The organism is Amycolatopsis ultiminotia, from assembly GCF_039536925.1.
In the GTDB taxonomy this organism is placed as follows: domain Bacteria; phylum Actinomycetota; class Actinomycetes; order Mycobacteriales; family Pseudonocardiaceae; genus Amycolatopsis; species Amycolatopsis ultiminotia.
On the sequence record NZ_BAAAZN010000004.1, the window covers coordinates 117,608 to 141,309 of the forward strand.

General features: G+C 70.5%; 21 protein-coding genes. 14 read left to right on the forward strand and 7 right to left on the reverse strand.

Annotated elements, in window-relative coordinates; translation table 11 throughout:
• The first annotated feature begins 15 nt into the window (after positions 1-15).
• From ABD793_RS11025 to tsaE, 7 genes are all read left to right on the forward strand, one after another.
• The gene (locus ABD793_RS11025; RefSeq protein ID WP_344858367.1) at positions 16-1,470 is read left to right on the forward strand and encodes an NAD(P)H-hydrate dehydratase; all 1,455 of its coding nucleotides are present in this window, start codon (positions 16-18) and stop codon (positions 1,468-1,470) included.
• Positions 1,471-1,532: 62 nt separating this feature from the next.
• Complete coding sequence (locus tag ABD793_RS11030) at positions 1,533-2,339, forward strand: DeoR/GlpR family DNA-binding transcription regulator (protein WP_344858370.1); 807 nt, start codon at positions 1,533-1,535, stop codon at positions 2,337-2,339.
• Complete coding sequence (xylB, locus tag ABD793_RS11035) at positions 2,329-3,777, forward strand: xylulokinase (RefSeq protein WP_344858372.1); 1,449 nt, start codon at positions 2,329-2,331, stop codon at positions 3,775-3,777. Before ABD793_RS11030 ends, xylB begins: the two co-directional genes overlap by 11 nt.
• A gap of 3 nt (positions 3,778-3,780) precedes the next feature.
• The gene (locus tag ABD793_RS11040; RefSeq protein ID WP_344858374.1) at positions 3,781-4,881 is read left to right on the forward strand and encodes an ABC transporter ATP-binding protein; all 1,101 of its coding nucleotides are present in this window, start codon (positions 3,781-3,783) and stop codon (positions 4,879-4,881) included.
• A gap of 68 nt (positions 4,882-4,949) precedes the next feature.
• Entirely contained in the window at positions 4,950-6,068 is a 1,119-nt protein-coding gene (gene alr, locus ABD793_RS11045) for an alanine racemase (RefSeq protein WP_344858376.1), read from the forward strand.
• Positions 6,065-7,153: an alpha/beta fold hydrolase gene (locus ABD793_RS11050; protein ID WP_344858379.1), complete on the forward strand. Its 1,089-nt coding sequence runs from the start codon at positions 6,065-6,067 to the stop codon at positions 7,151-7,153. Before alr ends, ABD793_RS11050 begins: the two co-directional genes overlap by 4 nt.
• On the forward strand, positions 7,141-7,611 hold the full coding sequence (gene tsaE / locus ABD793_RS11055; RefSeq protein ID WP_425548681.1) for a tRNA (adenosine(37)-N6)-threonylcarbamoyltransferase complex ATPase subunit type 1 TsaE: 471 nt from the start codon (positions 7,141-7,143) through the stop codon (positions 7,609-7,611). The genes ABD793_RS11050 and tsaE overlap by 13 nt, the downstream gene beginning before the upstream one ends.
• 93 nt (positions 7,612-7,704) lie before the next feature.
• Here tsaE and ABD793_RS11060 read toward each other — a convergent pair whose 3' ends face one another.
• From ABD793_RS11060 to ABD793_RS11075, 4 genes are all read right to left on the reverse strand, one after another.
• Positions 7,705-7,842, reverse strand: a complete 138-nt coding sequence (locus ABD793_RS11060; protein WP_344858384.1) for a hypothetical protein — start codon at positions 7,840-7,842, stop codon at positions 7,705-7,707.
• A gap of 48 nt (positions 7,843-7,890) precedes the next feature.
• On the reverse strand, positions 7,891-9,315 hold the full coding sequence (locus tag ABD793_RS11065; protein WP_344858387.1) for an MFS transporter: 1,425 nt from the start codon (positions 9,313-9,315) through the stop codon (positions 7,891-7,893).
• A gap of 432 nt (positions 9,316-9,747) precedes the next feature.
• Positions 9,748-11,064 (reverse strand): carboxyl transferase domain-containing protein, encoded by a 1,317-nt coding sequence (locus tag ABD793_RS11070; RefSeq protein ID WP_344858389.1) that lies wholly within the window; start codon positions 11,062-11,064, stop codon positions 9,748-9,750.
• Positions 11,061-12,482 (reverse strand): acyl-CoA synthetase, encoded by a 1,422-nt coding sequence (locus tag ABD793_RS11075; RefSeq protein WP_344859178.1) that lies wholly within the window; start codon positions 12,480-12,482, stop codon positions 11,061-11,063. Before ABD793_RS11075 ends, ABD793_RS11070 begins: the two co-directional genes overlap by 4 nt.
• A gap of 172 nt (positions 12,483-12,654) precedes the next feature.
• Between ABD793_RS11075 and tsaB the strand changes: the two genes are divergently transcribed.
• Genes tsaB through tsaD form a run of 3 tightly spaced genes read left to right on the forward strand, consistent with a single transcriptional unit; the run spans position 12,655 to position 14,845 of the window.
• Positions 12,655-13,320, forward strand: a complete 666-nt coding sequence (gene tsaB / locus ABD793_RS11080; protein WP_344858391.1) for a tRNA (adenosine(37)-N6)-threonylcarbamoyltransferase complex dimerization subunit type 1 TsaB — start codon at positions 12,655-12,657, stop codon at positions 13,318-13,320.
• Positions 13,317-13,799: a ribosomal protein S18-alanine N-acetyltransferase gene (gene rimI / locus ABD793_RS11085; RefSeq protein ID WP_344858394.1), complete on the forward strand. Its 483-nt coding sequence runs from the start codon at positions 13,317-13,319 to the stop codon at positions 13,797-13,799. Before tsaB ends, rimI begins: the two co-directional genes overlap by 4 nt.
• On the forward strand, positions 13,799-14,845 hold the full coding sequence (gene tsaD / locus ABD793_RS11090) for a tRNA (adenosine(37)-N6)-threonylcarbamoyltransferase complex transferase subunit TsaD (protein ID WP_344858396.1): 1,047 nt from the start codon (positions 13,799-13,801) through the stop codon (positions 14,843-14,845). The genes rimI and tsaD overlap by 1 nt, the downstream gene beginning before the upstream one ends.
• Positions 14,846-14,869: 24 nt before the next feature.
• On the opposite strand, the gene wecB is transcribed toward tsaD, so the two are convergent.
• Both wecB and ABD793_RS11100 read right to left on the reverse strand, forming a co-directional pair.
• On the reverse strand, positions 14,870-16,027 hold the full coding sequence (wecB, locus tag ABD793_RS11095; RefSeq protein ID WP_344858399.1) for a non-hydrolyzing UDP-N-acetylglucosamine 2-epimerase: 1,158 nt from the start codon (positions 16,025-16,027) through the stop codon (positions 14,870-14,872).
• Positions 16,028-16,180: 153 nt separating this feature from the next.
• The gene (locus tag ABD793_RS11100) at positions 16,181-18,103 is read right to left on the reverse strand and encodes an N-acetylmuramoyl-L-alanine amidase (RefSeq protein WP_344858402.1); all 1,923 of its coding nucleotides are present in this window, start codon (positions 18,101-18,103) and stop codon (positions 16,181-16,183) included.
• A gap of 343 nt (positions 18,104-18,446) precedes the next feature.
• Between ABD793_RS11100 and groES the strand changes: the two genes are divergently transcribed.
• Entirely contained in the window at positions 18,447-18,740 is a 294-nt protein-coding gene (gene groES / locus ABD793_RS11105) for a co-chaperone GroES (RefSeq protein WP_009072407.1), read from the forward strand.
• Between the two features lie 98 nt (positions 18,741-18,838).
• Complete coding sequence (gene groL, locus ABD793_RS11110; RefSeq protein WP_344858405.1) at positions 18,839-20,455, forward strand: chaperonin GroEL; 1,617 nt, start codon at positions 18,839-18,841, stop codon at positions 20,453-20,455.
• Positions 20,456-21,160: 705 nt separating this feature from the next.
• Here groL and ABD793_RS11115 read toward each other — a convergent pair.
• The gene (locus ABD793_RS11115; RefSeq protein WP_344858408.1) at positions 21,161-21,481 is read right to left on the reverse strand and encodes a WhiB family transcriptional regulator; all 321 of its coding nucleotides are present in this window, start codon (positions 21,479-21,481) and stop codon (positions 21,161-21,163) included.
• A 190-nt stretch (positions 21,482-21,671) separates the two neighbouring features.
• On the opposite strand from ABD793_RS11115, the gene ABD793_RS11120 reads away from it, so the two are divergent.
• Both ABD793_RS11120 and ABD793_RS11125 read left to right on the forward strand, forming a co-directional pair.
• Positions 21,672-22,619: a MerR family transcriptional regulator gene (locus ABD793_RS11120; RefSeq protein ID WP_425548682.1), complete on the forward strand. Its 948-nt coding sequence runs from the start codon at positions 21,672-21,674 to the stop codon at positions 22,617-22,619.
• 9 nt (positions 22,620-22,628) lie between these two features.
• Positions 22,629-23,618 carry a serine/threonine-protein kinase gene (locus ABD793_RS11125; protein WP_344858410.1) on the forward strand — a complete coding sequence of 330 codons (990 nt, stop codon included), beginning with the start codon at positions 22,629-22,631 and terminating at the stop codon, positions 23,616-23,618.
• Positions 23,619-23,702 lie beyond the last annotated feature (84 nt).

Sequence of the window (23,702 nt, forward strand, 5' to 3'; positions counted from 1 at the left end):
CGGGAGGCCGCCGCCGTGCAGGGGATCTGGACCACGGAACGGATTCGCGAGGCGGAGGACGGGCTGCTGGCGGTGACCCCGGACGGCGAGCTGATGCGCCGGGCCGCGTTCGGGCTGGCCACTCAGGTGGCCGCGCTGCTGGCCGAGCGGACCGCCGCGGTTTCCGGACGGCGGGTCGTGCTGCTCGTCGGTTCCGGCAACAACGGTGGCGACGCGTTGTGGGCCGGTGCGTTCCTGCGCCGGCGCGGGGTGTCGGTCACCGCGGTACTGCTGAGCCCGGACAAGGCGCACCCGGCAGGGTTGGCCGCACTGCGGCGTGCCGGTGGTCGTTCGGTGTCCACTGCGGACGGTCCACAGTGGATCGCCAAGGCGGATGTGGTGGTCGACGGCATTGTCGGCATCTCCGCACGCGGTTCGTTGCGTCCGGCGGCCGCCCAGCTGGTCGAGCAGGCCGAGCAGGTTGAGGCGCCGGTGGTGGCGGTCGATCTGCCCAGCGGTGTCGATCCGGACACCGGTGCGGTCGACGGTCCCCACGTCACCGCCACGCGCACGGTTACCTTCGGTGCGCTCAAACCCGTGCACGCGCTGGCTCCGCAGGAGTGCGGTGAGGTCGCGCTGGTGGACATCGGCCTGCGGCCCTCGCTCGGCGAGCCGGACCTGTACCGCCTCGAGCTCGCGGATATCGCCGGTGCGTGGCCGGTGCCCGGTCCGGAGGACGACAAGTACAGCCAGGGCGTGGTCGGTATCGCCGCCGGTTCTGCGGCGTACCCGGGTGCGGCGGTGCTCGCGTCCGGTTCGGCAGTGCGGGCGACGGCAGGCATGGTGCGGTACGCCGGGCATGCCGCGGACGTGGTCCGGGCGCGCTGGCCGGAGATCGTCGCGACGGGTTCGGTCACCGACGCGGGCCGGGTGCAGGCGTGGGTGGTCGGGCCCGGCATCGGCACCGGAACGGAAGGTCGCGACGTGCTCAGCCACATCCTCGGCCAGGGTGTGCCGGTGTGCGCGGACGCCGACGCGACCACGATCATCGCGCGCAGCTCCGAAGTCCTCGACGCGCGTGACCCGGGCACTCCGCTGGTACTGACCCCGCACGCCGGCGAGTACGAGCGGCTGATGGGCCACGGCCCCGGCGCGGACCGGCCGGCCGCGGCGCGGGCGGCGGCGAAGAAGTACGACGCGGTGGTGCTGCTCAAGGGCCACTGCACCGTGGTCGCCGCCCCGGACGGCCGGGCCTCGGTGAACACCCCGCGTGGCTCGTGGCTGGCGACGGCGGGCTCCGGCGACGTGCTGACCGGTCTGGTGGGCTCGCTGCTCGCGGCCGGGCTCGATCCGTGGCTCGCCGCGTCCGCCGCGGCACAGGTCCACTCGCTGGCCGGCGCGCTGGCTGCCGAGGACGTGCCCACCTCGGCGTCGGCACTGGTCGACGCCATCCCCGCGGCACTCCGGCTGATCCGTGCGACCTCGCACTGAACGGTCCGGAAGTTATCAAGTTATGCGTTAACTCTCCCGGGAAAATCTGGTAAGAACAGGGCGTGACCGGTAAGGCGAGGCCCTCGGACGCCGTCGTCGAGCAGCGGCGGCGCGAGATCCTCGACCACGTCATCGAGCAGGGCGAGGTGCGGATCGACGACCTCACCGCCCGGTTCGGCGTGAGCCTGATGACCATGCACCGCGATCTCGACGAGCTCGCCGCGCGGCGGCTGCTGCGGAAGCTGCGCGGCAAGGTCGAGGCGTACTCCACGCACACCATGGAAGCCGCCGGCCGGTGCACCTTCCACTCGGCCGAGCGGGAAGCGCTCGCCGAAGTCGCGATCCGGCAGGTCGAGCCGGGCCACACCGTGTTCGTCGACGATTCCACCACGCTGTTTCCGCTGGTCGAGCAGCTTTCCGCGGTCGACGGCCTGACCGTGATCACCAACTCGCTGCAGGCCGCGCGGCTCCTCGGCGACGGGGTCGAGGTCGTGGTCGCGGGCGGCCGTTACCACCCCGAGTACGACTCGTGCTCCGGTCCCGACGTGCTCGCGTTGCTGGAGCGCACCCGGGCCGACGTCGCGTTCGTCTCGGTGAGCGCGGTCGCGGTTGGCAGGCTGTTCCACCCCGTACGCGACTACGCCGAGTTGAAGAAGGCCGTGTTGCGTGCCGCGAACCGCAACGTGCTGGTGCTCGACCACGCGAAGTTCGGCCACACTGCCACCTACGCGCACGGCACCGTCGCCGATTACGACCTGCTGATCACCAGCGATGCCACGCCGACCGAGGAGATCGAGGCCGCGCTCAACGCGGGCACGGCCGTCGAGATGGTGGAACACGTCGAGGAAGGGCAGCCCTATGACAGCTGAGCTGGTGGCCGGTGTCGATTCGTCGACCCAGTCGACGAAGGTGGTGGTCTGCGACGCGCACACGGGCGAGATCGTGCGCACCGGCCGCGCACCGCACCCGGACGGCACCGAGGTGGACCCGGCCGCCTGGTGGGAGGCATTCGGCGAGGCCACCGGCGAGGTACTGGAAGGCGTTTCGGCCATCGGCATCGGCGGTCAGCAGCACGGCATGGTCACCGTCGACGAGGCCGGTGAAGTGGTCCGTCCCGCCTTGCTGTGGAACGACACCCGTTCCGCGCAGGCGGCGAACGACCTCACCGACGAACTGGGCGGACCCGGCGTGTGGGCGAAGTCGGTCGGCTCGGTGCCGGTCGCCAGCTTCACCGTCACGAAGCTGCGCTGGCTCGCCGAGCACGAGCCGGAGAACGCCGACCGCGTGGCCCGCGTCCTGTTGCCGCACGACTGGCTCACCTGGCGGCTGCTCGGCCGCCCCGCCACCGCGGTGACCGATCGCGGCGACGCGTCCGGCACCGGGTACTTCTCACCGGTCGAAGGCACCTACCGGAGGGATGTGCTGGCGCACGCGTTCGGCGGCCGTACGCCCGAGCTGCCCACCGTGCTCGGTCCGGCCGACGTCGCCGGGCACACCTCTGCCGGTCTGCTCGTCTCCGCCGGCACCGGGGACAACATGGCGGCCGCGCTCGCGCTGGAGCTCGAACCGGGCGACGCGGTGATCTCGATCGGCACCAGCGGCACCGTCTTCGGCGTCACGGAGCACGGTTCGGCCGACGCGAGCGGTCTGGTCGCCGGTTTCGCCGACGCCACCGGTCACTTCCTCCCGCTGACCGCGGCGCTCAACGCGGCCCGCGTGCTCACCGCGGGAGCGGCAATGCTGGGTGTCGGCCTTCCGGAGTTCGACCGTCTCGCGCTGGCCGCCGAACCGGGCGCGGCCGGGCTCACGCTGCTGCCCTACCTCGACGGCGAGCGCACCCCGAACCTGCCCGGTGCGGCCGGCTCGCTGCATGGTCTGACCAGGTCGAACATGACGCCGGAGAATGTGGCGCGGGCCGCGGTGGAGGGCATGGTCTGCGGGCTGGCCGCCGGGCTGGACGCGGTCCGTGCGCAGGGCATGGACGTGCGTCGGGTGCAGCTCATCGGCGGTGGCGCGCAGTCCGCCGCGGTGCGGGCGGTCGCGCCGATCGTGCTCGGGCTGCCCGTCGTCATCCCGGAAGCAGGCGAGTACGTGGCACTCGGCGCCGCCAGGCAAGCCGCGTGGGCGCTGGCAGGAAGCGCCGAGCCGCCCGCGTGGCTCGGCAGTGCCGTTACCGGATCCGGAAACCGGCTCGTGCTGGACGAGCCGACCGAGGCGTTGCGCGCCGCGGGCAAGGAGATCCAGCGCCGCCACCTCGAGACGCGCGAGTTCGCGCACGGGGTTCCCGCGAAATTCGGAGAGGACTGACCGATGGCCAGCATCACCTACGACAAGGCGACCCGCCGCTACGCCGGTACCGAGCGCCCCGCCGTCGACGAGCTGAATCTGGAGATCGCCGACGGCGAGTTCCTGGTGCTCGTCGGCCCGTCCGGTTCCGGCAAGTCCACCGCGCTGCGCATGCTGGCCGGTCTCGAGGACATCGACGAGGGTGCGGTGTGGATCGGCGACCGTGACGTCACGCAGCTGCCGCCGCGGTCGCGGGACATCGCGATGGTGTTCCAGAACTACGCCCTCTACCCGCACATGAGCGTCGCGCAGAACATGGGCTTCGCGTTGAAGATCGCCGGCCGTCCGGCGTCGGAGATCAAGCAGAAGGTGCTCGACGCGGCGAAGCTGCTGGACATCGAGCAGTACCTCGACCGCAAGCCGAAGGCGCTCTCCGGCGGTCAGCGCCAGCGTGTCGCGATGGGCCGCGCGATCGTGCGTGAGCCGCAGGTGTTCCTGATGGACGAGCCGCTGTCGAACCTCGACGCCAAGCTGCGCGTGTCCACTCGTACGCAGATCGCCGCACTGCAGCGCAGGCTCGGCGTCACCACCGTGTACGTGACGCACGACCAGGTGGAAGCCATGACGATGGGTGACCGCGTGGCGGTGCTCTCCGACGGCCTGCTCCAGCAGTGCGACACCCCGCGCGCGCTGTACGAGAAGCCGCAGAACGTCTTCGTCGCCGGCTTCATCGGCTCCCCGGCAATGAACCTCGTCACGGCGAAGCTCACCGCCGACGGGGCCGAGATCGGCGGTGCGAGCGTCCCGCTCACACCGGAGATCCGCTCCGCGGCCGACGGCGACGCGGTCACCCTCGGTTTCCGTCCGGAGTCGCTGGAGGTCACCACCGACACCGACGGCACCCTGCCGATCGCCGTCGAACTGGTCGAGGAACTGGGCTCGGACGCCTACGTGTACGGCAAGCTCACCGGCGCAGCCGAGGCCACCGCGGAAGGCTCGTCACGCAATGTGGTCGCCAGGGTCGACCCGCGCACCCCGCCTGCCATGGGCGACACCCTGCACCTGCGGATCCGCCCCGACGAGCTGCACGTGTTCTCCGGCACATCCGGACAGCGCCTGCCTTGACTGCCTGCCTTGACTGCCTGCCCTGACTGCCTGCCCTGATCCCCGGCCGTGGGAAACTGGCGGGCATTATGACTGCCAGTTCCCCACGGGCCGAGGCCGTGATCGACCTCGACGCCGTGCGCCACAACGTTGCGTTGCTGACGTCGCGTGCCTCCGGCGCTGCGGTGATGGCCGTGGTCAAGGCCGACGCGTACGGGCACGGCGCGGTGCCGGTGGCCCGCGCTGCGGCCGAAGCCGGTGCGACCTGGCTCGGCACCTGTTCACTGGCCGAAGCGCTCGAGCTGCGTGCTGCCGGGCTCGACACCCGGTTGTTCAGCTGGCTGGACGTGCCGGAGGTCGACTTCGCCGCCGGGATCGAGGCGGACGTCGACCTCGGTGCCAGCTCCACCGGTGAGCTGACACGGATCGCCGAGGCCGCCGTCCGGGCGGGCAAGCGGGCGCGGGTACACCTGAAGATCGACACCGGGTTGTCGCGCAACGGCTGCCCGCCCGCGGAATGGCCTTCGCTGGTCGAAGCGGCGGCTGCGACGCCGTCGGTCGAGGTCGTGGCCATCTGGTCGCACCTGGCTTGCGCCGACGAGCCCGGCCATCCCTCGGTCGACGCACAGGCCAAGCGATTCGCCGAGGCGTACGACCTGGCCAGGGCCGCCGGGCTCGACCCGATCCGGCACCTGGCCAACTCCGCAGCCCTGCTGACCCGGCCCGATCTGCACTTCGACCTCGTCCGCCCGGGCATCGCGATGTACGGGCTCAACCCGGTGGACACCGGCGACGACCTGCGTCCGGCGATGACCTTCCGCTCCAGCGTGGTGCTCACGAAACGGCTGCTCGCCGGGGAATCCGTGTCCTACGGGCACATCTGGACCACTCCGCAGGACACCACGCTGGCGCTCGTTCCCACCGGATACGCCGACGGCGTGCCGCGGTCGCTGTCCGGGCGGATGGACGTGTGGCTCGGCGGTCGCCGTCGTCCGGTCGCCGGACGGGTGTGCATGGACCAGCTGGTGGTCGACTGCGGCGACGAAGTGCCCGAAGTCGGTGACGAGGTCGTGCTCTTCGGCGCGGGTGGCGCGGGTGCGCCGACCGCGCGGGAATGGGCCGACAAACTCGGCACCATCGACTACGAGATCGTCACGTCGATGTACCGGCCGCGGGTGCGGCGACGCTACCTGGGGGAGCAGTCGTGAAGCCTTCGGCACGGTTGTGGGCGGTCGCCGGTGGCGTCGGCGCGGTGGTCACCGGCGCGGCGGCAGCGGTCGTGGCTGCACAGCAGCGCAAGCCGAGTGCGGACCCACTCGCCGAAGAGCTGTTGGGGGAGCTGAAGCCGGATCGGACGTCCACCGTCGCGGCCGAAGACGGTACGCCACTTTCAGTGGAGGAAATCGACCCTTCGGACGGCGAAGAACCGGAGCTGACTCTCGTCGGCGTACACGGCTTCGCGCTGTCTCGTCGTTCGTGGCACTTCCAACGGCGCGACATCGCGTCGCTGCGGCTGCCGCGCGTACGGCAGGTCTACTACGACCACCGCAGCCACGGTCTGTCCGGCGATGCTTCTACCGAGACGTCGACCATCGAGCAGCTCTCGCGCGATCTCGACGGCGTACTGCGGGCGATGGTGCCCGAAGGCCCGATCGTCCTCGTGGGACATTCCATGGGCGGCATGGTGATCATGGAGCTGGCGGCGGAGCGGCCGGAGTTGTTCGCGGAGCGGGTGTGCGGCGTTGCGTTCATCGCCACTGCCGCGGGCGAGGTCGGGGCACGCGGGTTGCCGCGGCCGCTGCTGTCGAAGTACAACCCGCTGACCCGCGGCGTCGGCGAGCTGGCCGGCTGGCAGCCGGGACTGGTGGAGTTCGTGCGTGCCGCGGGCGGGCAGCTGACCCGGCAGGCGGTCCGGCGGCTCGCCTTCGGCAGCCGGGACGTTTCGCCGCGGCTGGTGGATTTCATGCTGGAAATGCTGGCCGTCACGCCGGTCCGTGGCCTGCTCAACTTCGTCGGCACGCTCGGCAACCACAACCGGTACGCCGCGCTGGCCGGCCTGAAACACGCACAGGTGCTGGTGATCGGTGGCGACTCCGACCGGTTCACGCCGTTCGCGCACGCCGAGCGGATCGCCGCCGAGCTGCCGGACGCCGAACTGGTGCGGGTCCGCGGGGCAGGCCACATGGTGCAGCTCGAACAGCCGGAGCTCGTGAACAGTCATCTCATCGACCTGCTGCAGCGCTGCGGTGGCAGCGCGGCCCCGAACCGGCGGAACTGGTGGTGGACAAGGTGATCCTGGAGACCCCCGAGGACACGATGGCGTTCGGCCGTGCGCTGGGTGCGGTTCTGCGCGCGGGTGACCTCGTGCTGCTGGCCGGTCCGCTCGGGGCCGGCAAGACCACGCTCACCCGCGGTATCGCCGACGGGATGGGCGTACGCGGCCGGGTCAGCTCCCCGACGTTCGTGCTCGCGCGGGTGCACGGCGCAGGGACCACCGGTGTGCCGCTGATCCACGTGGACGCCTACCGCCTCGGCGGCGATCTGTCCCAGCTGGACGACCTCGACCTGGACACCGATCTGGAAAGCTCCGCGGTGGTCGTGGAATGGGGCGAAGGCAGCGCGGAACGGCTCAACGAGGACCACCTGGTGGTCCGCCTGTCCCGCCGTGCCGACGACACGCGCACAGCGGCCCTGGAACCACACGGCACCTGGGCCGAGCGCACAGAGGCACTCGAGGCACGGGCCCACTAGGGCGTACTGACCGGCAGGCTCGTACGGCGCGTTGCGGTTCGGTTCGTCGGTACAGCTGCGTCAGCTCGTCGCCGTCGGGCACCAGCGGGCCGGTCACCGGGTTCCCGGTGACCGCACCCAGTACTGCATTGCGGACACCGTGGCGGAAAACCACTTCCGCACGGCGTTGTCGTGCTCCCGGCGGACGGTCGGCAATGCCGTGGTGAACGACCGCAGCCACACCTCGGTCATACCGGATGCGTCCGCCCGACCGGCCCGCCGGAGCACGACGCCGGGGGTTCAGCGCCCGGCTGCCATTTCCCTGGCTTCCTCCTCGGTGCCTGCCGACGGCAGTGAACCGGGAAGCGACTTGCCCGCGGTCTCCTTGAGCTTCAGCAGCGTGATCACGCCGATCACGCCGGCCGCGATCAGGTAGTACGCCGGCCAGTTCAGGTCACCGGTTGCCAGCACCAGCGCACTCATCACCAGTGAAACGGTGCCCGCGAACGCGGAGACGAAGATGTTGAACGAGATCGACAGGCTGCCGTAGCGGACCTCGGTCGGGAACAACGCGGGCAGCGTCGAGGGACAGGTCGCGGAGAAGCAGATCAGCAGCAGGCCCATCAGGATCAGCCCGATCAGCACCGCGAACACCGAGCCGCTCTTGAGCAGCAGCACCATCGGGATGCCGAGCACGACAAGGCCACCCGCACCGACCCACATGATCGGCTTGCGCCCGATCTTGTCGCTCAGCCTGCCCAGCAGCGGGATCACCAGCACGGCGACCCACAGCACCGCGATCTGCGTCCACTCCGACGCGGTGGACGAGATCGCGTGCCCGCCGTTCGCCTCCATGGTGTCCGAGTCCTTGAGGTAGGTCGGCATGTAGGCGGTGAGCATGTAGTTGGTGACGTTCCAGGTGACCACCAGCCCACCGGCCAGCAGCATGGCGGGCCAGTACTTCGCGAAGATGTCCCGCAGGACGTGCTTCGCCGCGGCGCCCTCGCGCTCGCCGGACTCTTCGAGCAGGTGCTGGAACGCGGGCGTCTCCTCGAGCTTCGTCCGCAGGTAGACCCCGGTGATGCCGAGCGGCAGCGCGATCATGAACGGGATCCGCCAGCCCCAGGAGTCCATGAAACCGTCGGTGGACACCAGCGGCAGCACCGAGGAAACGGTGGCGCCGAGCGCGTACCCGACGAACGTGCCGAATTCCAGGAAGCTGCCGAAGTATCCGCGCTTGCGGTCCGGGCTGTATTCGGCGATGAACGTCATCGCGCCTGCGTACTCGCCACCGGTGGAGAAGCCCTGCAGTACTCGCGCGCAGACGAGCAGGATCGGCGCGGCGATGCCGATCTGGGAGTACGAGGGGATGCACCCGATCAGGAAGGTCCCGGTCGCCATCAGGATGACCGTCACGGCCAGCACCTTGGTCCGGCCGATCCGGTCGCCGAGCGGGCCGAAGAACAGGCCGCCGAGCGGGCGGACCAGGAAGGCGACCGCGAACGTGGCGAAGGTCGCCAGCTGGGCCAGTGCGTGGTTGTCCGGCGGGAAGAACTGCGCCTCGATGGTCGTGGCGAGGTAACCGTAGACCCCGAAGTCGAACCACTCGGTGATGTTCCCGACGGCTGCCGCCCCCACGGCCCGGCGCATCGTCGCGCGGTCGGTCACGGTCACCTCGCCCGGTGAACCGCTCGCCGTGCCCCCGGCCTCAGCTGCCTCTGACACATCGCTCCTTTCTGGCCGGGTTTCCCCGGCTCAGGACTCCCTTTTCGACCGGTCTGTCCGGCGAAGCCCCCTGATCGATACCCAGCCACGAGAAACCGACAGCATAACGTGACGTGTCTCACCCAATCGTGGCGGGTGGTGGCGGTAACACTTGGCCCGCTTTATGCGCTGTACCAGGTAGAACACAGGACAGCACCACAAACCGGCAAGCGTCGTGCACCCCCGTGCGGATCATCCGGATCCGACCACGACTCACGTCGCGAGCACCCAGTGAGGAGGAGCCGCTATGACGGCAGTATTCGTGTCCATCGCCAGCTGTGCAACCGCGGGACTTGCCGTGGCTTCTAGCCTCGTCGCGTACGCCCAGCGCAACTGGAAGGTCCGCGCCGAGGCCTGAGGCCCCGCGCACGCACCACAAACCAGCCCTGATTTTCAGGGCTGCACGATCCCCCGGGTAAGTCCCAGGCCAACCAGGTCCTGCGGACGCAATCGGAGCCGGTCCGCGATCTCCGGCACGTCTCGTAACGGACGTTTCAGGATCGCGGCCGCGGCTTCGGGTGACGTCACTGAAAAGTAGGCGTCCGGGGCCATCCACGTCGCTTCCGGGGCGGCGAACGCCATCGCCCCGCCGGAACCCCCCTCGCCGATCACCAGTGTGGTGATCGGCGAGGTGGTGGTTGCCATCGCTTCGAACAGTTCCGCGATTGCCGGGCCGACACCGGCCTGCTCGGCTTCCGCGTCGTTCGCCGCTCCGGGAGTGTCCACCAGCGTCAGTACCGGGATCCCGAGACGGGATGCCATGCGTACGAGACGCGCAGCGGTTCGAAATCCGGCTGGACGCGTCGCGGTGCCGCACTGTGCGGCGTACGCGATCGCCCGTCCGTTACGCCAACCGAAGCCGCACAGCACGCCAGGGTCGACTTCTCCGACCCGGTCGCCTTGCACGTCTTCTCGCCAGTCGAAGTACGAGTCGAGGTACTCGGCGGCGCGCGCTCGCGAAGAGGCACGCGCGGCCTGTACGGCGTCCCAGCCCGTTTCCGGCAACTCGACCGCGCGAAGGGCCGCAGGCGGGGGCGCGGGGTCAGGTGATCGCGAAGAAAGCAATCGCAGCCACCGGCTCAGCACGTCGCGCAGTTCGTCCGGCTGTACGACACGGTCGACTTGTCCCCACTCGAGCTTCGCTTCGACGGTGTACGCCTCTGAAGGCGACGTCGCCGGCCGTACGCGCGAACCGGCAAAACCCACTTGCGCCAACGGTAATCCGAGCACCACGTCCGAGCTTGCGCCGAGCGTCGCCCAGCCACCGCCGGTCGTCGGGTCACGCAGTACGGAGATCTGTGCGACGCCGTCCGCCCGCGCGGCCGCGGAAGCCCGCGCGATCCGTTGCAGCTGCGAAAGCGCCCGCATCCCGTGCTGCATCCGGCTGCCGCCGGTCGCGATCAACGAGACGACCGGCAGCTGCCGCTCCCTCGCGCGGGCGAAAGCCGCTTCGATCCGGTCGCCCGTCTGCTGTCCGATCGAACCGCCGAGGAAGCCGAACTCCCAGGCGATCAGCACCGCAGGCACGTCGCCGACACGTGCCTCGCCGACCACCACCGACTCGGTCTCGCCGGAGCGTTCGGCCGCGGTGGCGCGTGCGTCCGGGTAGCCCGGCCAGCCGATCGGATCGTCCGGTGCGCCGCCGGAGCGGGACAGTTCGGTGAAGGTGCCGGCGAGATCGGCGATCAGCGCACGGGCAGGCGTGCTCATCCGAGTGCCCGCTTCATGACCTTGCCCATGTCGTTGCGGGGCAAGGCGTCCAGATAACGCACGACCCGTGGCCGCTTGTGCGGGGCGAGCAGTTTCGCCACGTGGTCGGCCAGCTCACCGTCCGCGGGCCGGTCCCCGTCGGGCACCACCCAGGCCACGATCCGCTCGCCGAGATCGGCATCCGGTTCGCCGGTCACCGCGACCTCGGCGACGCCGGGGTGCTCCAGCAGCGCGTTCTCGATCTCGCCCGCGCCGATCTTGTAACCACCGCTCTTGATCAGGTCGGTGGCCTTGCGGCCGACGATCCGCACGTACCCGTCGGCGTCGCGGGTGGCCACGTCGCCGGTGCGGAACCAGCCGCCGTCCAGCGCAGCCGCGGTCGCATCCGGCCGGTTCAGGTATTCGGTGAACAGGTTCGGCCCGCGGACCTGGATCTCGCCGACCGCGCCCTGCTCGCCGATCTCGCTGCCGGACTCGTCCACCAGCCGCAGGTCCACCCCGGCCAGCGGAACGCCGACCGAGCCCGGTTTGCGCTCGCCGTCCGCGCGCACGCTGGTGTTCATCAGCGTCTCGGTCATCCCGTACCGCTCCACGACCTGCTGGCCGGTCGCGGCCGTGATCCGCTCATGGTCGTGCACGGGCAGCGCGGCCGATCCGGACACCAGCAACCGCGCACCGCGCAGCGCCGTGGTCAGCTCCGCATCGGCAGGTACCGCCTCGGCGATCCGGTGGTACATCGTCGGGACGCCGAACAGCATCGTGGCGCCGGAGGACAGCTCCCGCGTGACGCCCTCGGTGGAGAACCGGCCAAGGTGCCGCACCGAGCCGCCGCGGCGGAGCGGGCCGAGGATGCCGAGGATCAGCCCGTGCACGTGGAACAGCGGCAGGCCGTGCACCAGCACGTCTGCACTGCTCCACTGCCAGGCGTCCTCCAGTGCGTCGAGCGTGGTCGCGATCGCGCGGCGGGGGAGCACCACGCCCTTGGGCGGGCCGGTGGTGCCGGAGGTATAGACGATCAGCGCCGGTGCCTCGGCGTCCGGCTCGGTGTCCGGGACGGGGCCGGAACCGGTGAGCGGGATGTCCCGGCGCGGCAGTCCGGCCAGCCCTTCCGGCAGGTCCGCGCCCGGTTCGGCGAGCACCAGCGCGGGGCTGCTGTCGCCGAGGATGTGCGCCAGTTCGCGTTCGCCGATCTTCGGGTTGAGCGGCACCGCGGGTACCCCGGCGAGCAGTGCGGCGACCACCGCGACGCTGGTGTGCAGGGTCGGCGTCGCCCACACCGCGACCCGGCCCGCGGGCAGTTCGGCGGCCAGCGCGCCGGCCACCGCGCCCAGTTCGGCATAGGTCAGCGACCGATCCCCGAACCGGAGTGCTTGCTTGCCGGAGCCGGTCGTGATCGCGGGGAACAGCGGATCGGGCACTTCGGGGACCTCCTGCGTCGGCGGCACCTGGCACCGCACCGTACCGCGGCCGGACCGCCGCCACCTGCGATGCGATTCACACGGTCAAGGGGTTGGCGATCGGTCCGGGCCGGGGGCCGCCGGTCCGGCCCGGCAGCGAGTTGCGGAAGTCCTGGTCGTAGGCTGGGACACCGTGCTGGTACTGGCGATCGACACGGCGACCCCGGCGGTGAGCGCGGGCATCGTCGCCGTGCACGAGACGGAACTCGTCACCCGGTCCGACCGCGTGACGGTGGATCCGCGTGCGCACGGCGAGCTGATCACCCCGCATTCGCTCGCGGCAGCCGAGGATGCCGGAATCACGCTACGGGACCTGGACGCGATCGTTTGCGGGGTCGGTCCCGGGCCGTTCACCGGCTTGCGTGCGGGCATGGCGACTGCCGCTGCGTACGCGCATGCGCTCGGCATTCCGGCGTATCCGGTGTGCAGCCTCGACGCCATCGCCGCCGACGTAGTGCGCACCGAGAAGCCGTTCCTCGTCTTCACCGACGCGCGCCGCCGCGAGGTGTACTGGGCGGCGTACGACGCGGCAGGCGAGCGCGTGGACGGTCCGCACGTACAGCGGCCCGCGGAGGTGATCGCGGAGGCGCGCGTCGCGGCCGGCGACGGCGCGCTGCAGTACGCGGACGCAGTGGGGGTAGTGCCGATCGAGCCGCGGTTCCCGTCGCCTGCGGGTTTGGTGCGGGTTGCTCGTGCCGCGCTGCTGGCGCGTACGGAGCCGGAGCCGCTCACGCCGCTGTACCTGCGCCGTCCGGACGCTGTCGAACCCAACGCGCGCAAGCGGGTGACCGCGCCGTGAAGCTGGACCAGCTGCGCCGCGCCGACGTGGCGAAGTGCGCGGAGATCGAGAAGATCCTCTTCCCCGGTGACGATCCGTGGAGCAGCCGCGCGTTCCACTCCGAGCTCGACCAGGGCCACTACTACCTGGCTGCGCGCTCGGACGACGGCGCTGAGCTGCTTGGCTACGCGGGGCTGGCCGTGGTCGGCCGCCGCGGCGACTACGAGACGAACGTGCACACCATCGGTGTGGTGCCGGAAGCGCAGGGTCAAGGCATCGGCAAGGCGCTGCTGCGTGCGTTGCTGGCGCGGGCCGACGAGCTGGCTGCCCCGGTGTTCCTCGAAGTGCGCACCGACAACGACACGGCCGTGGCGCTGTACGAGGCACACGGCTTCCAGAAGCTCGGCATCCGGAAGCGGTACTACCAGCCCTCCGGCGCCGACGCGTTCACCATGGCCCGCCCGGCGCGGTCCCCGGCCCGAGACGAGGTGGCCCGCTGATGTCCCGCGTCATCATGGGCATCGAAAGCTCCTGCGACGAAACCGGCGTCGGCCTGGTCCGGCTGCACGACGACGGTGCGGTGGAGCTGCTCGCGGACCAGGTCGCCTCCAGCGTCGAGCAGCACGCGCGGTTCGGCGGCGTGGTGCCGGAGGTGGCCAGCAGGGCGCACCTGGAGGCGATGGTCCCCACCGCGGAGCGGGCGTTCGCCACCGCCGGGCTCAAGCTGTCCGATGTGGACGCCATCGCGGTCACCGCGGGTCCCGGCCTCGCCGGTGCGCTGCTGGTGGGTGTCTCGGCGGCGAAGGCCTACGCCTCGGCGCTGGACATTCCGCTGTACGGCGTGAACCATCTGGCCGGGCACATCGCGGTGGACACCCTCCAGCACGGCCCGCTGCCCTCGCCGGTGCTGGCGTTACTGGTGTCCGGCGGGCACACCCAGCTGCTGCGGGTGGACGACGTGGCGTCCAGTATCACCGAGCTGGGGTCCACTGTGGACGACGCGGCCGGCGAGGCGTACGACAAGGTGGCCCGCGTGCTGGACCTGCCCTACCCTGGCGGCCCGCCGATCGACAAGGCGGCCAAGCTCGGCGACCCGGCGGCGATCGCTTTTCCCCGCGGGATGACCGGCCCACGGGATGCGAAGTTCGATTTTTCCTTCTCCGGCTTGAAAACGGCGGTCGCGCGCTGGGTCGAGAACGCCGAGCAGGCGGGCACCGGGATCCCGGTGCCCGACGTGGCCGCGTCCTTCCAGGAGGCGGTGGCCGATGTGTTGACCGCGAAGGCGATCCGTGCCGCTCGCGAACAGGGCATCGGCACCCTGGTGATTTCCGGCGGCGTCGCGGCGAACTCACGGCTGTCCGAACTGGCCGCCGAACGCTGCGCCGAGGCGGGGATCGAACTCCGCGTACCTCGCCCCCGGCTCTGCACGGACAACGGCGCGATGATCGCGGCACTGGGCGCGCACGTGGTGGCTGCCGGCCGTTCGGTGGCACCGATGGATTTCTCGGCAAGCCCGGGACTGACGGTGGAGACCGTGTCGCTCTGACCCGGCGCCGCTCGCGGTCCGGGGTCAGCGTGCCGACTGCAGGTCCACCGGGGCAGCCGGATCGGCCAAGCCGAGCAGGGTTTCGATTGCCGCGGCGGAGCGGATCGCCGCCGAGCCGTCGCCGTACGGGTTGGCTGACGTGGCCGCGCGCAGTTCCCCGGTGAGCACGCGGCAGGCGGTGTCGGTGATCCGGTCCGCGTCCGTGCCGACCAGCCACGCGCATCCGGTGGCCACCGCCTCCGGGCGTTCGGTGGTGTCGCGCAGGATCAGCACCGGCGTGCCGAACGTCGGTGCCTCCTCCTGGATCCCGCCGGAGTCCGTGATCACCAGCGTTGCCAGGCGCAGTGCGCGAACGACGTCCGGGTACTCCAGCGGTTCGGTGACGGTGACCCGCGGGACGCCGCTCAGTGCCGCGGTGACCTGGGCCCGTACCTCGGGGTTCGGGTGCATCGGGAAGAGCACCTGTGCCCGCGGGTGTGCCTCGACGATCCGGCGAACCGCGCTCAGCGTGCGCGCCAGTGGCTCACCCCACGATTCGCGGCGGTGCGACGTGACCAGGACCAGCTGTTCCCCGGCTTCGGCAATGCCCATTTCCAGCAACGCCAGTGCCGGATCGCGGGCAGGCAGATCGCGGGCGGTGATCGAGAGCACCGCGTCGACCACCGTGTTGCCCGCGACCACGATCCGCTCCGCCGGCACCCCCTCGGCCCGGAGCGCGGCGGCCGCGGTGGGCGCGGGAGCCAGGTGCAGCGAGGCGATCCGCGAGACCATCTGCCGCGTGCCCTCCTCCGGGAACGGCGTGGTCAGATCACGGGTGCGCAGTCCGGCCTCCAGGTGCACCACCGGAATACCGAGCCAGAACGCGGTGAGCGCGCCCGCCAGCGCGGTGGTGGTGTCGCCCTGCACGACGACCGCACCGGGGGCGTACCGGCGCATCGCCTCGTCGAGCGCGGGCAGCAGCCCGGCCACCAGTTCGGCCTGTGTGCCGGACACCCGCGGTGGCACCTGGAGCCACCCGTCCACGGTGCGCCCGAACGGCGCCAGCGCCTGCTCGACCATGCCCGGGTGCTGGCCGCTGTGCACGATCAGCGGCCGCAGCCCGGGGCGGGCTTCCAGCGCCTGCGCCAGCGGTGCGAGTTTGACCGCCTCCGGCCGGGTGCCTGCCAGCAACATCACGTTCACCACATTCACCTTCTCGAGTGTCCCCGAAAACCGGGCCGGCGGCTGGGGACACCGCACAGTCGCCCGCGCGGGTGAGCCCTCGGTCCCGGTGGGGCCCGGCGATCGGTGCCGGATCAGGCGAGCGGCGGCGTGCCGGTGGTGCGGGATCTCTGGTCAGAACACCTGCCGCAGCTGCACGTCGTCGAGGTTGACGTACTCGATGCGGTGGCCGAACTGGATCTCCACGTACTTCGTCTTTCCGCGCACGACGACATGGTCCGCGGGGTCGAAGGTGGTCGCTGCGAAGTACTCCGACCCGACGACTCCGGCTGCTGCGTACTTCTGGCCCGCAGCCAGGGTGTAGGGCATCGGCGCGAGCTCTTCCACCGGCACGTTCGACGGGTAGGCCGACGCCTCGGGGTAGGCGCGGCCGTAGACCGGAACGCTTGTCCGGCCGGGCTTCGGCGTCGCGACCAGACCGCTGGCGGGCAAAGCGGCCGGGGCGTTGCGCGGGTTGTGGAACCAGCCCTGCTGGCCGAGGTACCAGATCGCGGTCCAGTCACCCTGCCTGCCGGCGACCGCGTACCGCTGTCCGGTTGCCACCCGGCTGCCCACATCGGACACGTCCATTGTGGAGGGATCGGTACCGTGCAGGCCGGCGTCGTTCAGCAGCGGTGCCGAATCGCTCGGCTCGGTGTGCAGTACGACGGCCTCGGAATTCGTGGCGGGGCAAGGGTTTCCGGAACCGATCCGGTCGCAGCCGGTGAAGGCGGGCCGGTTCCCCGCGAACGACGGCGCGATGGTGACCAGCTCCGCACCCGGCCCGCCGGTGGCCCGCAACGGGGCGCCGAGCAGGTCGAAGTAGTGCGCCCAGTCCCAGTAGGGGCCCGGGTCCCAGTGCATGCCGGCAATGGTCGACGGGGTCGTGCCGGGCACGTTGTCGTGACCGATGATGTGCGCGCGGTCGAGCGGGATCCCGTAGCGCCGGGCGAGGTAGCCGACGAGTTTGGCCGACGACCGGTACATCGCCTCGGTGTACCAGGTGCCCTTCGCCCCGAAGCCTTCGTGCTCCACGCCGATCGACTTCGAGTTCACGTACCAGTTGCCCGCGTGCCAGCCGACGTCCTTCGTCGGCACGTGCTGGGCGATCAGGCCGTCCGAAGAGCGCACGGTGTAGTGCCACGCCAGGTACGTGGGGTCCTGCGCCAGCTTCAGCGCGGTGTCCCAGGAGGTTTCCGTGTCGTGGATGACGATGTAGTCGATTTTCTGGCTCTGCGGGCGGTTCGCCACGTCGTGGTTGCCGTAGCCGCCGTCGGGAAGCTCCTGGTACGGCGCGGGCACCGATTCGCAGGCCACCGACTTCGGGCACTCCGCTGCGGCGGGCGCGTCGGCACGCAGCCCCAGCCGTTCGGCCTGGGACCGGTCCGGGGTGACGCCGGGCGTGGCCGCGAGCGTGATGGCCTGACCGTCGTCCGTGGTGCGGGCCATGCCGCTGCTGATGGTGTCGAAGACCTCGTCGGCGAACGTACGGGCGGCAGTGACGTCTTCGGAGCCGCTGTAGTGCGCGACGGCGCCGTACCAGTCCTTCGCGTCAGCGCTGTGCACGCCAAGCTGTTGCTGATAGTGCGAGAGCAGGGCCGCGCCGCCACGGATGTTCTGCGCCGGGTCGGTGCGCAGCGTCGCCGCGTCGGTGTGCAACAGCGTCGCGGCTTCGTCGACAGTCTGCAGACCTGGCGGGGGAGCGGCGGGCTTGGACGGCACCGGGTGCAGAGCCGGACGGGCGTCGTCACCACGAGGGTCTTCGCCGCTGTCGAACTCGGTACCGGTACCGCCGGCCGCGCGCAGGTCGGTGAGGTGCATCGGCCCGTATCCGCCGGAGGTGCTGGGCGTGCCCGCGTGGGAATCCCAGCGCGACTCCAGGTAGGACACCCCGAGCAGCACGTCGAGCGGGACGCCGAACTCGGCGGCCGCGTCGGCGAACTCCCGCTGCCGCGGCGCCCCGGCTGCCTGCGCGGGCGTGGCAAGACCGACCGCGAGCAGCAATCCGGCACCGGCCGCCGCCACTCGCCGGAAACGCTGCGGAACCGAACGGGACATGGTGGGAACCCCCAGAGTCGAAGACCATCCGAGAGGAATCTAGCCGGAAACCCCGCGGCGGGTAAGTCTCCACGCCCAGGCGACGGCCGCGTACGCACGCCGTACGGGACGGGTCGTCGCCACCGGCCGCTGCGCCCGGCATGGGCGCGGAGTGAATGCGCCGGTCAGGCAGCTTCGGAGTGCTTTCGCCCGGGGTAAGTGGACCCTGCTTGCGAAGCTGGCACTCCCGTGGCTAGAGTGCTAATCGCACGGCCCGAACACGCCCCGGCACCCGCGACGGCGGGGGTGGTATGAGCCGTAAGTCATCATGCCGACGCTTTCGACGACCGTGGAGGTCAACCCGGTGAGCGTGAACATCAAACCGCTCGAGGACAAGATCGTTGTCCAGACGAGCGAGGCCGAGGAGACGACCGCTTCCGGCCTCGTCATCCCCGACACCGCCAAGGAGAAGCCCCAGGAGGGCAAGGTTCTGGCCGTGGGGCCTGGCCGTATCGACGACAAGGGCAACCGCGTCCCGCTGGACGTGGCCGTGGGTGACGTCGTCATCTACTCCAAGTACGGCGGTACCGAGGTCAAGTACAACGGCGAGGACTACTTGATCCTCTCCGCCCGCGACGTGCTGGCCGTCATCAACTGACGCGCTACTCGCAGCGCAATGACGCCCCGGGCCCCGCTGAAGCCGGGGTACGGGGCGTTTTTGTGTCGCAAACAACCGAAAGGTAAGCGGAAAACGCTATGCCCAAGCAGATCAGTTTCGACGAGGACGCTCGTCGCGCGCTCGAGCGCGGGGTGAACAAGCTCGCCGACGCGGTCAAGGTCACCCTCGGCCCGCGCGGCAGGCACGTCGTCCTCGACAAGAAGTTCGGCGGCCCCACGATCACGCTCGACGGTGTCACGGTCGCCCGTGAGGTCGAGCTCGACGACCCGTTCGAGAACCTCGGCGCGCAGCTGGCGAAGAACGTCGCCACCAAGACCAACGACGTCGCGGGCGACGGCACCACCACCGCCACGGTGCTGGCCCAGTCGCTGGTGAAACACGGCCTCCGCAACGTTGCCGCCGGTGCCAACCCGACCGCGGTCGGGCGGGGCATCGAGGCGGCCGCGGAGAAGGTCGTCGAGATCCTCAAGGAGAGGGCGACCCCGGTCAAGGGCCGCGACAACATCGCCCAGGTCGGCACCGTGACCTCGCGCGACGCCACCATTGGCCAGCTGCTCGGCGAGGCCGTCGAGCGGGTGGGCGAGGACGGCGTGATCACCATCGAGGAGTCGTCCACGCTGGCGACCGATCTGGTGATCACCGAGGGTGTGCAGTTCGACAAGGGTTTCCTGTCGGCGCACTTCGCCACCAATCCGGAGGACCAGAAGGCGACCCTCGAGGACGCCTACATCCTGCTGCACCGCGAGAAGATCTCGGCGCTGGCCGAGCTGCTCCCGGTGCTGGAGAAGGTCGTCGAGGCCAAGAAGCCGCTGCTGATCATCGCGGAGGACGTCGATGGCGAGGCGCTGTCCACCCTCGTGGTGAACTCGCTGCGCAAGACGATCAACGCGGTCGCGGTCAAGGCACCGTTCTTCGGTGACCGCCGCAAGGCGTTCCTGGACGACCTGGCCGTGGTCACCGGCGGCGAGGTCATCTCCGCCGAGATCGGCCGGAAGCTGTCCGAGGTCGACCTCGGCTCGCTGGGCCAGGCCCGCCGGATCGTGGTCACCAAGGACGACACCACGATCGTGGACGGCGCGGGCACCAAGGACGCGCTGTCCGCGCGGACCGCGCAGATCCGCAAGGAGATCGAGACCACCGACTCCGACTGGGACCGCGAGAAGCTGCAGGAGCGGCTCGCGAAGCTCGGCGGCGGCGTGGCCGTGATCAAGGTCGGCGCGGCCACCGAGACCGAGCTGAACGAGCGCAAGCACCGCATCGAGGACGCGGTGGCCTCCACCAAGGCGGCCGTCGAAGAGGGCATCCTGCCCGGCGGCGGTTCGGCGCTGGTGCACGCGGTCAAGGAACTGGACGGCGGCCTCGGCCTCACCGGCGACGAGGCCACCGGCGTGCGCATCGTCCGTGACGCGCTCACCGCACCGCTGTTCTGGATCGCGAGCAACGCGGGCCACGAGGGTGCGATCATCGTGAACAAGGTCCAGGAGCAGAGCTGGGGGCAGGGCTTCAACGCCGCCACCGGCGAGCTCACCGACCTGATCGCGGCCGGCATCGTGGACCCGGTCAAGGTGACCCGTTCGGCGGTCTCCAACGCCGCCTCGATCGCCAGGCTCGTGCTCACCACGGAAAGCTCGGTGGTCGAGAAGCCAGAGGAAGAAGAGCCCGAAGACGGCCACGGCCACGGCCACTCGCACTAGGACAGACGCACCACAACAGCACCAGCAAGACAACGGGGCGGCACTCCCTTCGGGGATGCCGCCCCGTTTTGTTCCTGGGGGGTGCTTCGTTGCTGTCGAGGGTGCCGCCCCGTTTTGTTCCTGTCGGAGGTGTCGCCTCGTTTTGTTGCTGGGTGCGGTGCTCCGTTTGGTTCTGCTGGGGGCGCCTCGTTGCTGCTGGATGTGGTGGCTCGTCTTCTTGCTGTCGGGGTGCCGCCCCGCTTCTGCCGGGGCAGTGCTTCGCTTCGTTTCCGTCAGGAATGCCGCCTCGCCTGGTTCCTGCCGGAAGCGCCGCACCCTCCGGTTCCGGCACGCTGCACCGGGGTTTCGTTCGGGGTTTGCCGGGCCGACTCCGGGCTGCCACTGCCACTATCCCGTCCGGGGCGTCGGGGGTCTTGCCGGAGGCGCCGCCACCTTGTTCAGCCTGCCGCCGCTCCGTCCACCCCGCCGCCTCGTCCGGGACCAGGGTCTTGCCCCGGACTTCCACGGCTTCGTCAGCGACCGGCGCTTGTCCGGATCATCACGATCGCGGCAACGGGACTGACCCGGCGCGGATCGCGAGTGGAATCGGGTCGGCGAAAACGGGCCGCCGCGCGATCGAACCCGGTGATCCGAACGGGGGCGGCGTCCATGGCGAAGGGGCGGCGTCCTCAGTGGACACCGCCCCTTCCGCGCCGGTCTGATGGCTCAGCTGTGCGCCATGGTCAGTGCTCGTTTGTCTTGCTTGATCAGGTTTTCCCGTTCCGATTCGGAGAGGCCGCCCCAGATGCCGTAGGGCTCGTGCACGGCGAGCGCGTGCCTGCGGCACAGGTCGAGTACCGGGCAGGCCAGGCAGATCGCCTTGGCCCTGGCCTCGCGCCGGGCCCTCGCCGGACCCCGCTCTCCGTCCGGGTGAAAGAAGGACCCGCTGTCCATCCCCCGGCACGACCCCTCCAGCTGCCAGTCCCACATGTCCGCATTGGGGCCGGGGAGCCTGCGCGTGTCTGCCATCCTGACCGCCTCCGTCATCCGGTCGATGCCATTAGCTGCTCTGCTGTGGTGCCGATACTCCATTCGGTGCAACGGCGGTAACGTTAGAAGCGCGCCAATAGTTGTTCAATAGATCCGCGGCGATTCAGCCGTTAGGCATCCCCCGGATGTGTGAGCTGGGGTTTTGGCTCGGGTTGCCGGGACTGCGGGTGACCTGGATATTGGCCGGGTGGGACCCGGATCGAGCGAAGGAGAACCCACCCTGCCGGTGGCCTCGGTCGCCCGCCGGCTCGGGGTCGCCCCGTCCACCCTTCGTACCTGGGACCGTCGCTACGGTCTCGGCCCGAGCCGGCACACCGACGGACGGCACCGCCGTTACGGCACTTCCGACATCGGCCGTCTCGAAATGATGCAGCGTGCTCTCCTGCGAGGCGCGTCCACCGCCGAAGCGGCGCGGTACGCGCTGGAGCAGATGCCGCGGGTGGAAACCGAGCCCGCGCCACTGGAACCTGTTCTGGCCACTCGCCCGTCTCAAGCGCCCGACGACGGCGAAGTCCCGTCGCGGCTCGCACGCCGGTTGAGCACCGCGGCGTTGGCCATGGACGTCGGCGCGGTCCAGCGAATGCTCCTCGACGCCATCAACGAGCTGGGCGTCTTGTCGGCGTGGTCGGGCGTGATCGATCCGGTGCTCACGGCACTCGGCGCGCGGTGGCGTGGTGTGCACGCGGGCGCGGAAGTGGAGTACTTGCTGGCGGAGTGCGTGTACGGGGCGCTGGTACGGGCGACGCCGGTGCTCGCTGAGCCGCGCAACCAGCGTCCGGTGCTACTCGCGTGCGTACCGGACGAGCGCGACACGATGCCGGTGTACGCGTTGGCAGCGGCGTTGGCCGGACGGCGGATCGGTGCACAGCTGTTCGGCGTACCGCTACCCGCCGAAGTGCTCGCGGTGACCGTACGGCGGAGCGCGCCGGCTGCGGTCGTGCTGTGGGCGCACCGTCGCACTGTCGCCGACCCGCGCCTCTTCGCCCGCGTATCCCGCGACCGGCAGCGCAGCCGCCTGTTCGCCTGCGGCCCGGGGTGGGACGTGGCCGAGTTGCCGGCGAAGGTCGAGTTGCTGCCCGACCTGTCGGCCGCCGCCGACCGCGTCGAACACGTTCTTGTCGGTGGTTCACGCTAGAAAGGTCGAGTGGACGAAGCGACCCTGACCACCTTCGCCTTCGGCGACCCACCTTGCGCCACCGGCGCGCTCGGCGCCTTCGCGGGCGCCTCGCCCCGGCACCGGCTGCTGGCTGCGATCGTGCTGGGCGCACAGGGGCGTTACGCGGCAGCGACCACGATCCTCGACTCGTTACGACGAGGCCGGGACCCGCTCGTGGCCTCCCTCGCCGCGAGCACGCTCGCATCCCACCGACGGCAACTCGGCGGCCACGCAGCCGCCCGGAAGCTGGACGGGGCGGCTTTGCTGGCCGTGGGGTTTTCCTCCACCGAGCCCGATCCGGCCGGCCTGACAGCAAACGGACCGAGCGTCGCTGGTCCGGGGAGCAGTGGCTCGGGTGGTGCCGGCCCGGGACCTGACGAGCCGGGTGTTGCCGACGCGGTTGGTCCGGGCGCCTCGGCTGCTGCTCCGGGTACCGCCGATCCCCATGGGCTCGACGTCGTGGGCGCGCGGGCCGATGCGCTGCTCGGGCTTGCCGCGGACAACCTCGCGCTCGGGCGGCTCGGCGCGGCTCGGCGGCTGGTCGTGCGGGCTGCGCGGGTGGACCGCCGGTGGCGGGCCGCGGTGCGCGGCGGGTGGGTTGCCGCCGAGATCGAGCTTGCCGATGGGCAGCCCGCGGCTGCCGTCGCGCCTGCCCGGAACGCGCTCGAGACCGCGCGCGCCCGTGGTGCGCGCCGGCATGCGGTGAAATCGGCGATCGTGCTCGGGGTGGCGTTGTCCGGTGCGGGGGAAACCGGTGCGCTCGAGCTCGTCACGGAGGCCGTCGAAGAGACCGAAAAATACGAACTCAATTCACTTATTTGGGTGGCAACGCGGGTTGCGGCCGATCTGGATGCCCGGCGTGATCAGGAGTATCGATTCAGGAGCCGGCAAGTGTTGCACGCAGTGTTACAGCAAGCTGATCCTTGCGTGATGCGTATCGCACGAGAGTCCCCTTGGGTACCCACCGGGGTCGGGTGAGCCTGCTGGAGAGGGGGTTCCGGCATCCGGGCTAAGAAACTTCAAAAAAAGCCACCGGATCGTGTCAAGGTTCGGGCTAAAGCG

Coding starts and splice junctions, on each gene's coding strand:
- tsaD (WP_344858396.1), top strand. CDS start 13,799: ATGTCCCGCGTCATCATGGGCATCGAAAGCTCCTGCGACGAAACCGGC.
- alr (WP_344858376.1), top strand. CDS start 4,950: ATGACTGCCAGTTCCCCACGGGCCGAGGCCGTGATCGACCTCGACGCC.
- xylB (WP_344858372.1), top strand. CDS start 2,329: ATGACAGCTGAGCTGGTGGCCGGTGTCGATTCGTCGACCCAGTCGACG.
- ABD793_RS11100 (WP_344858402.1), bottom strand. CDS start 18,103: ATGTCCCGTTCGGTTCCGCAGCGTTTCCGGCGAGTGGCGGCGGCCGGT.
- ABD793_RS11040 (WP_344858374.1), top strand. CDS start 3,781: ATGGCCAGCATCACCTACGACAAGGCGACCCGCCGCTACGCCGGTACC.
- groL (WP_344858405.1), top strand. CDS start 18,839: ATGCCCAAGCAGATCAGTTTCGACGAGGACGCTCGTCGCGCGCTCGAG.
- ABD793_RS11060 (WP_344858384.1), bottom strand. CDS start 7,842: ATGACCGAGGTGTGGCTGCGGTCGTTCACCACGGCATTGCCGACCGTC.
- ABD793_RS11070 (WP_344858389.1), bottom strand. CDS start 11,064: ATGAGCACGCCTGCCCGTGCGCTGATCGCCGATCTCGCCGGCACCTTC.
- ABD793_RS11115 (WP_344858408.1), bottom strand. CDS start 21,481: ATGACGGAGGCGGTCAGGATGGCAGACACGCGCAGGCTCCCCGGCCCC.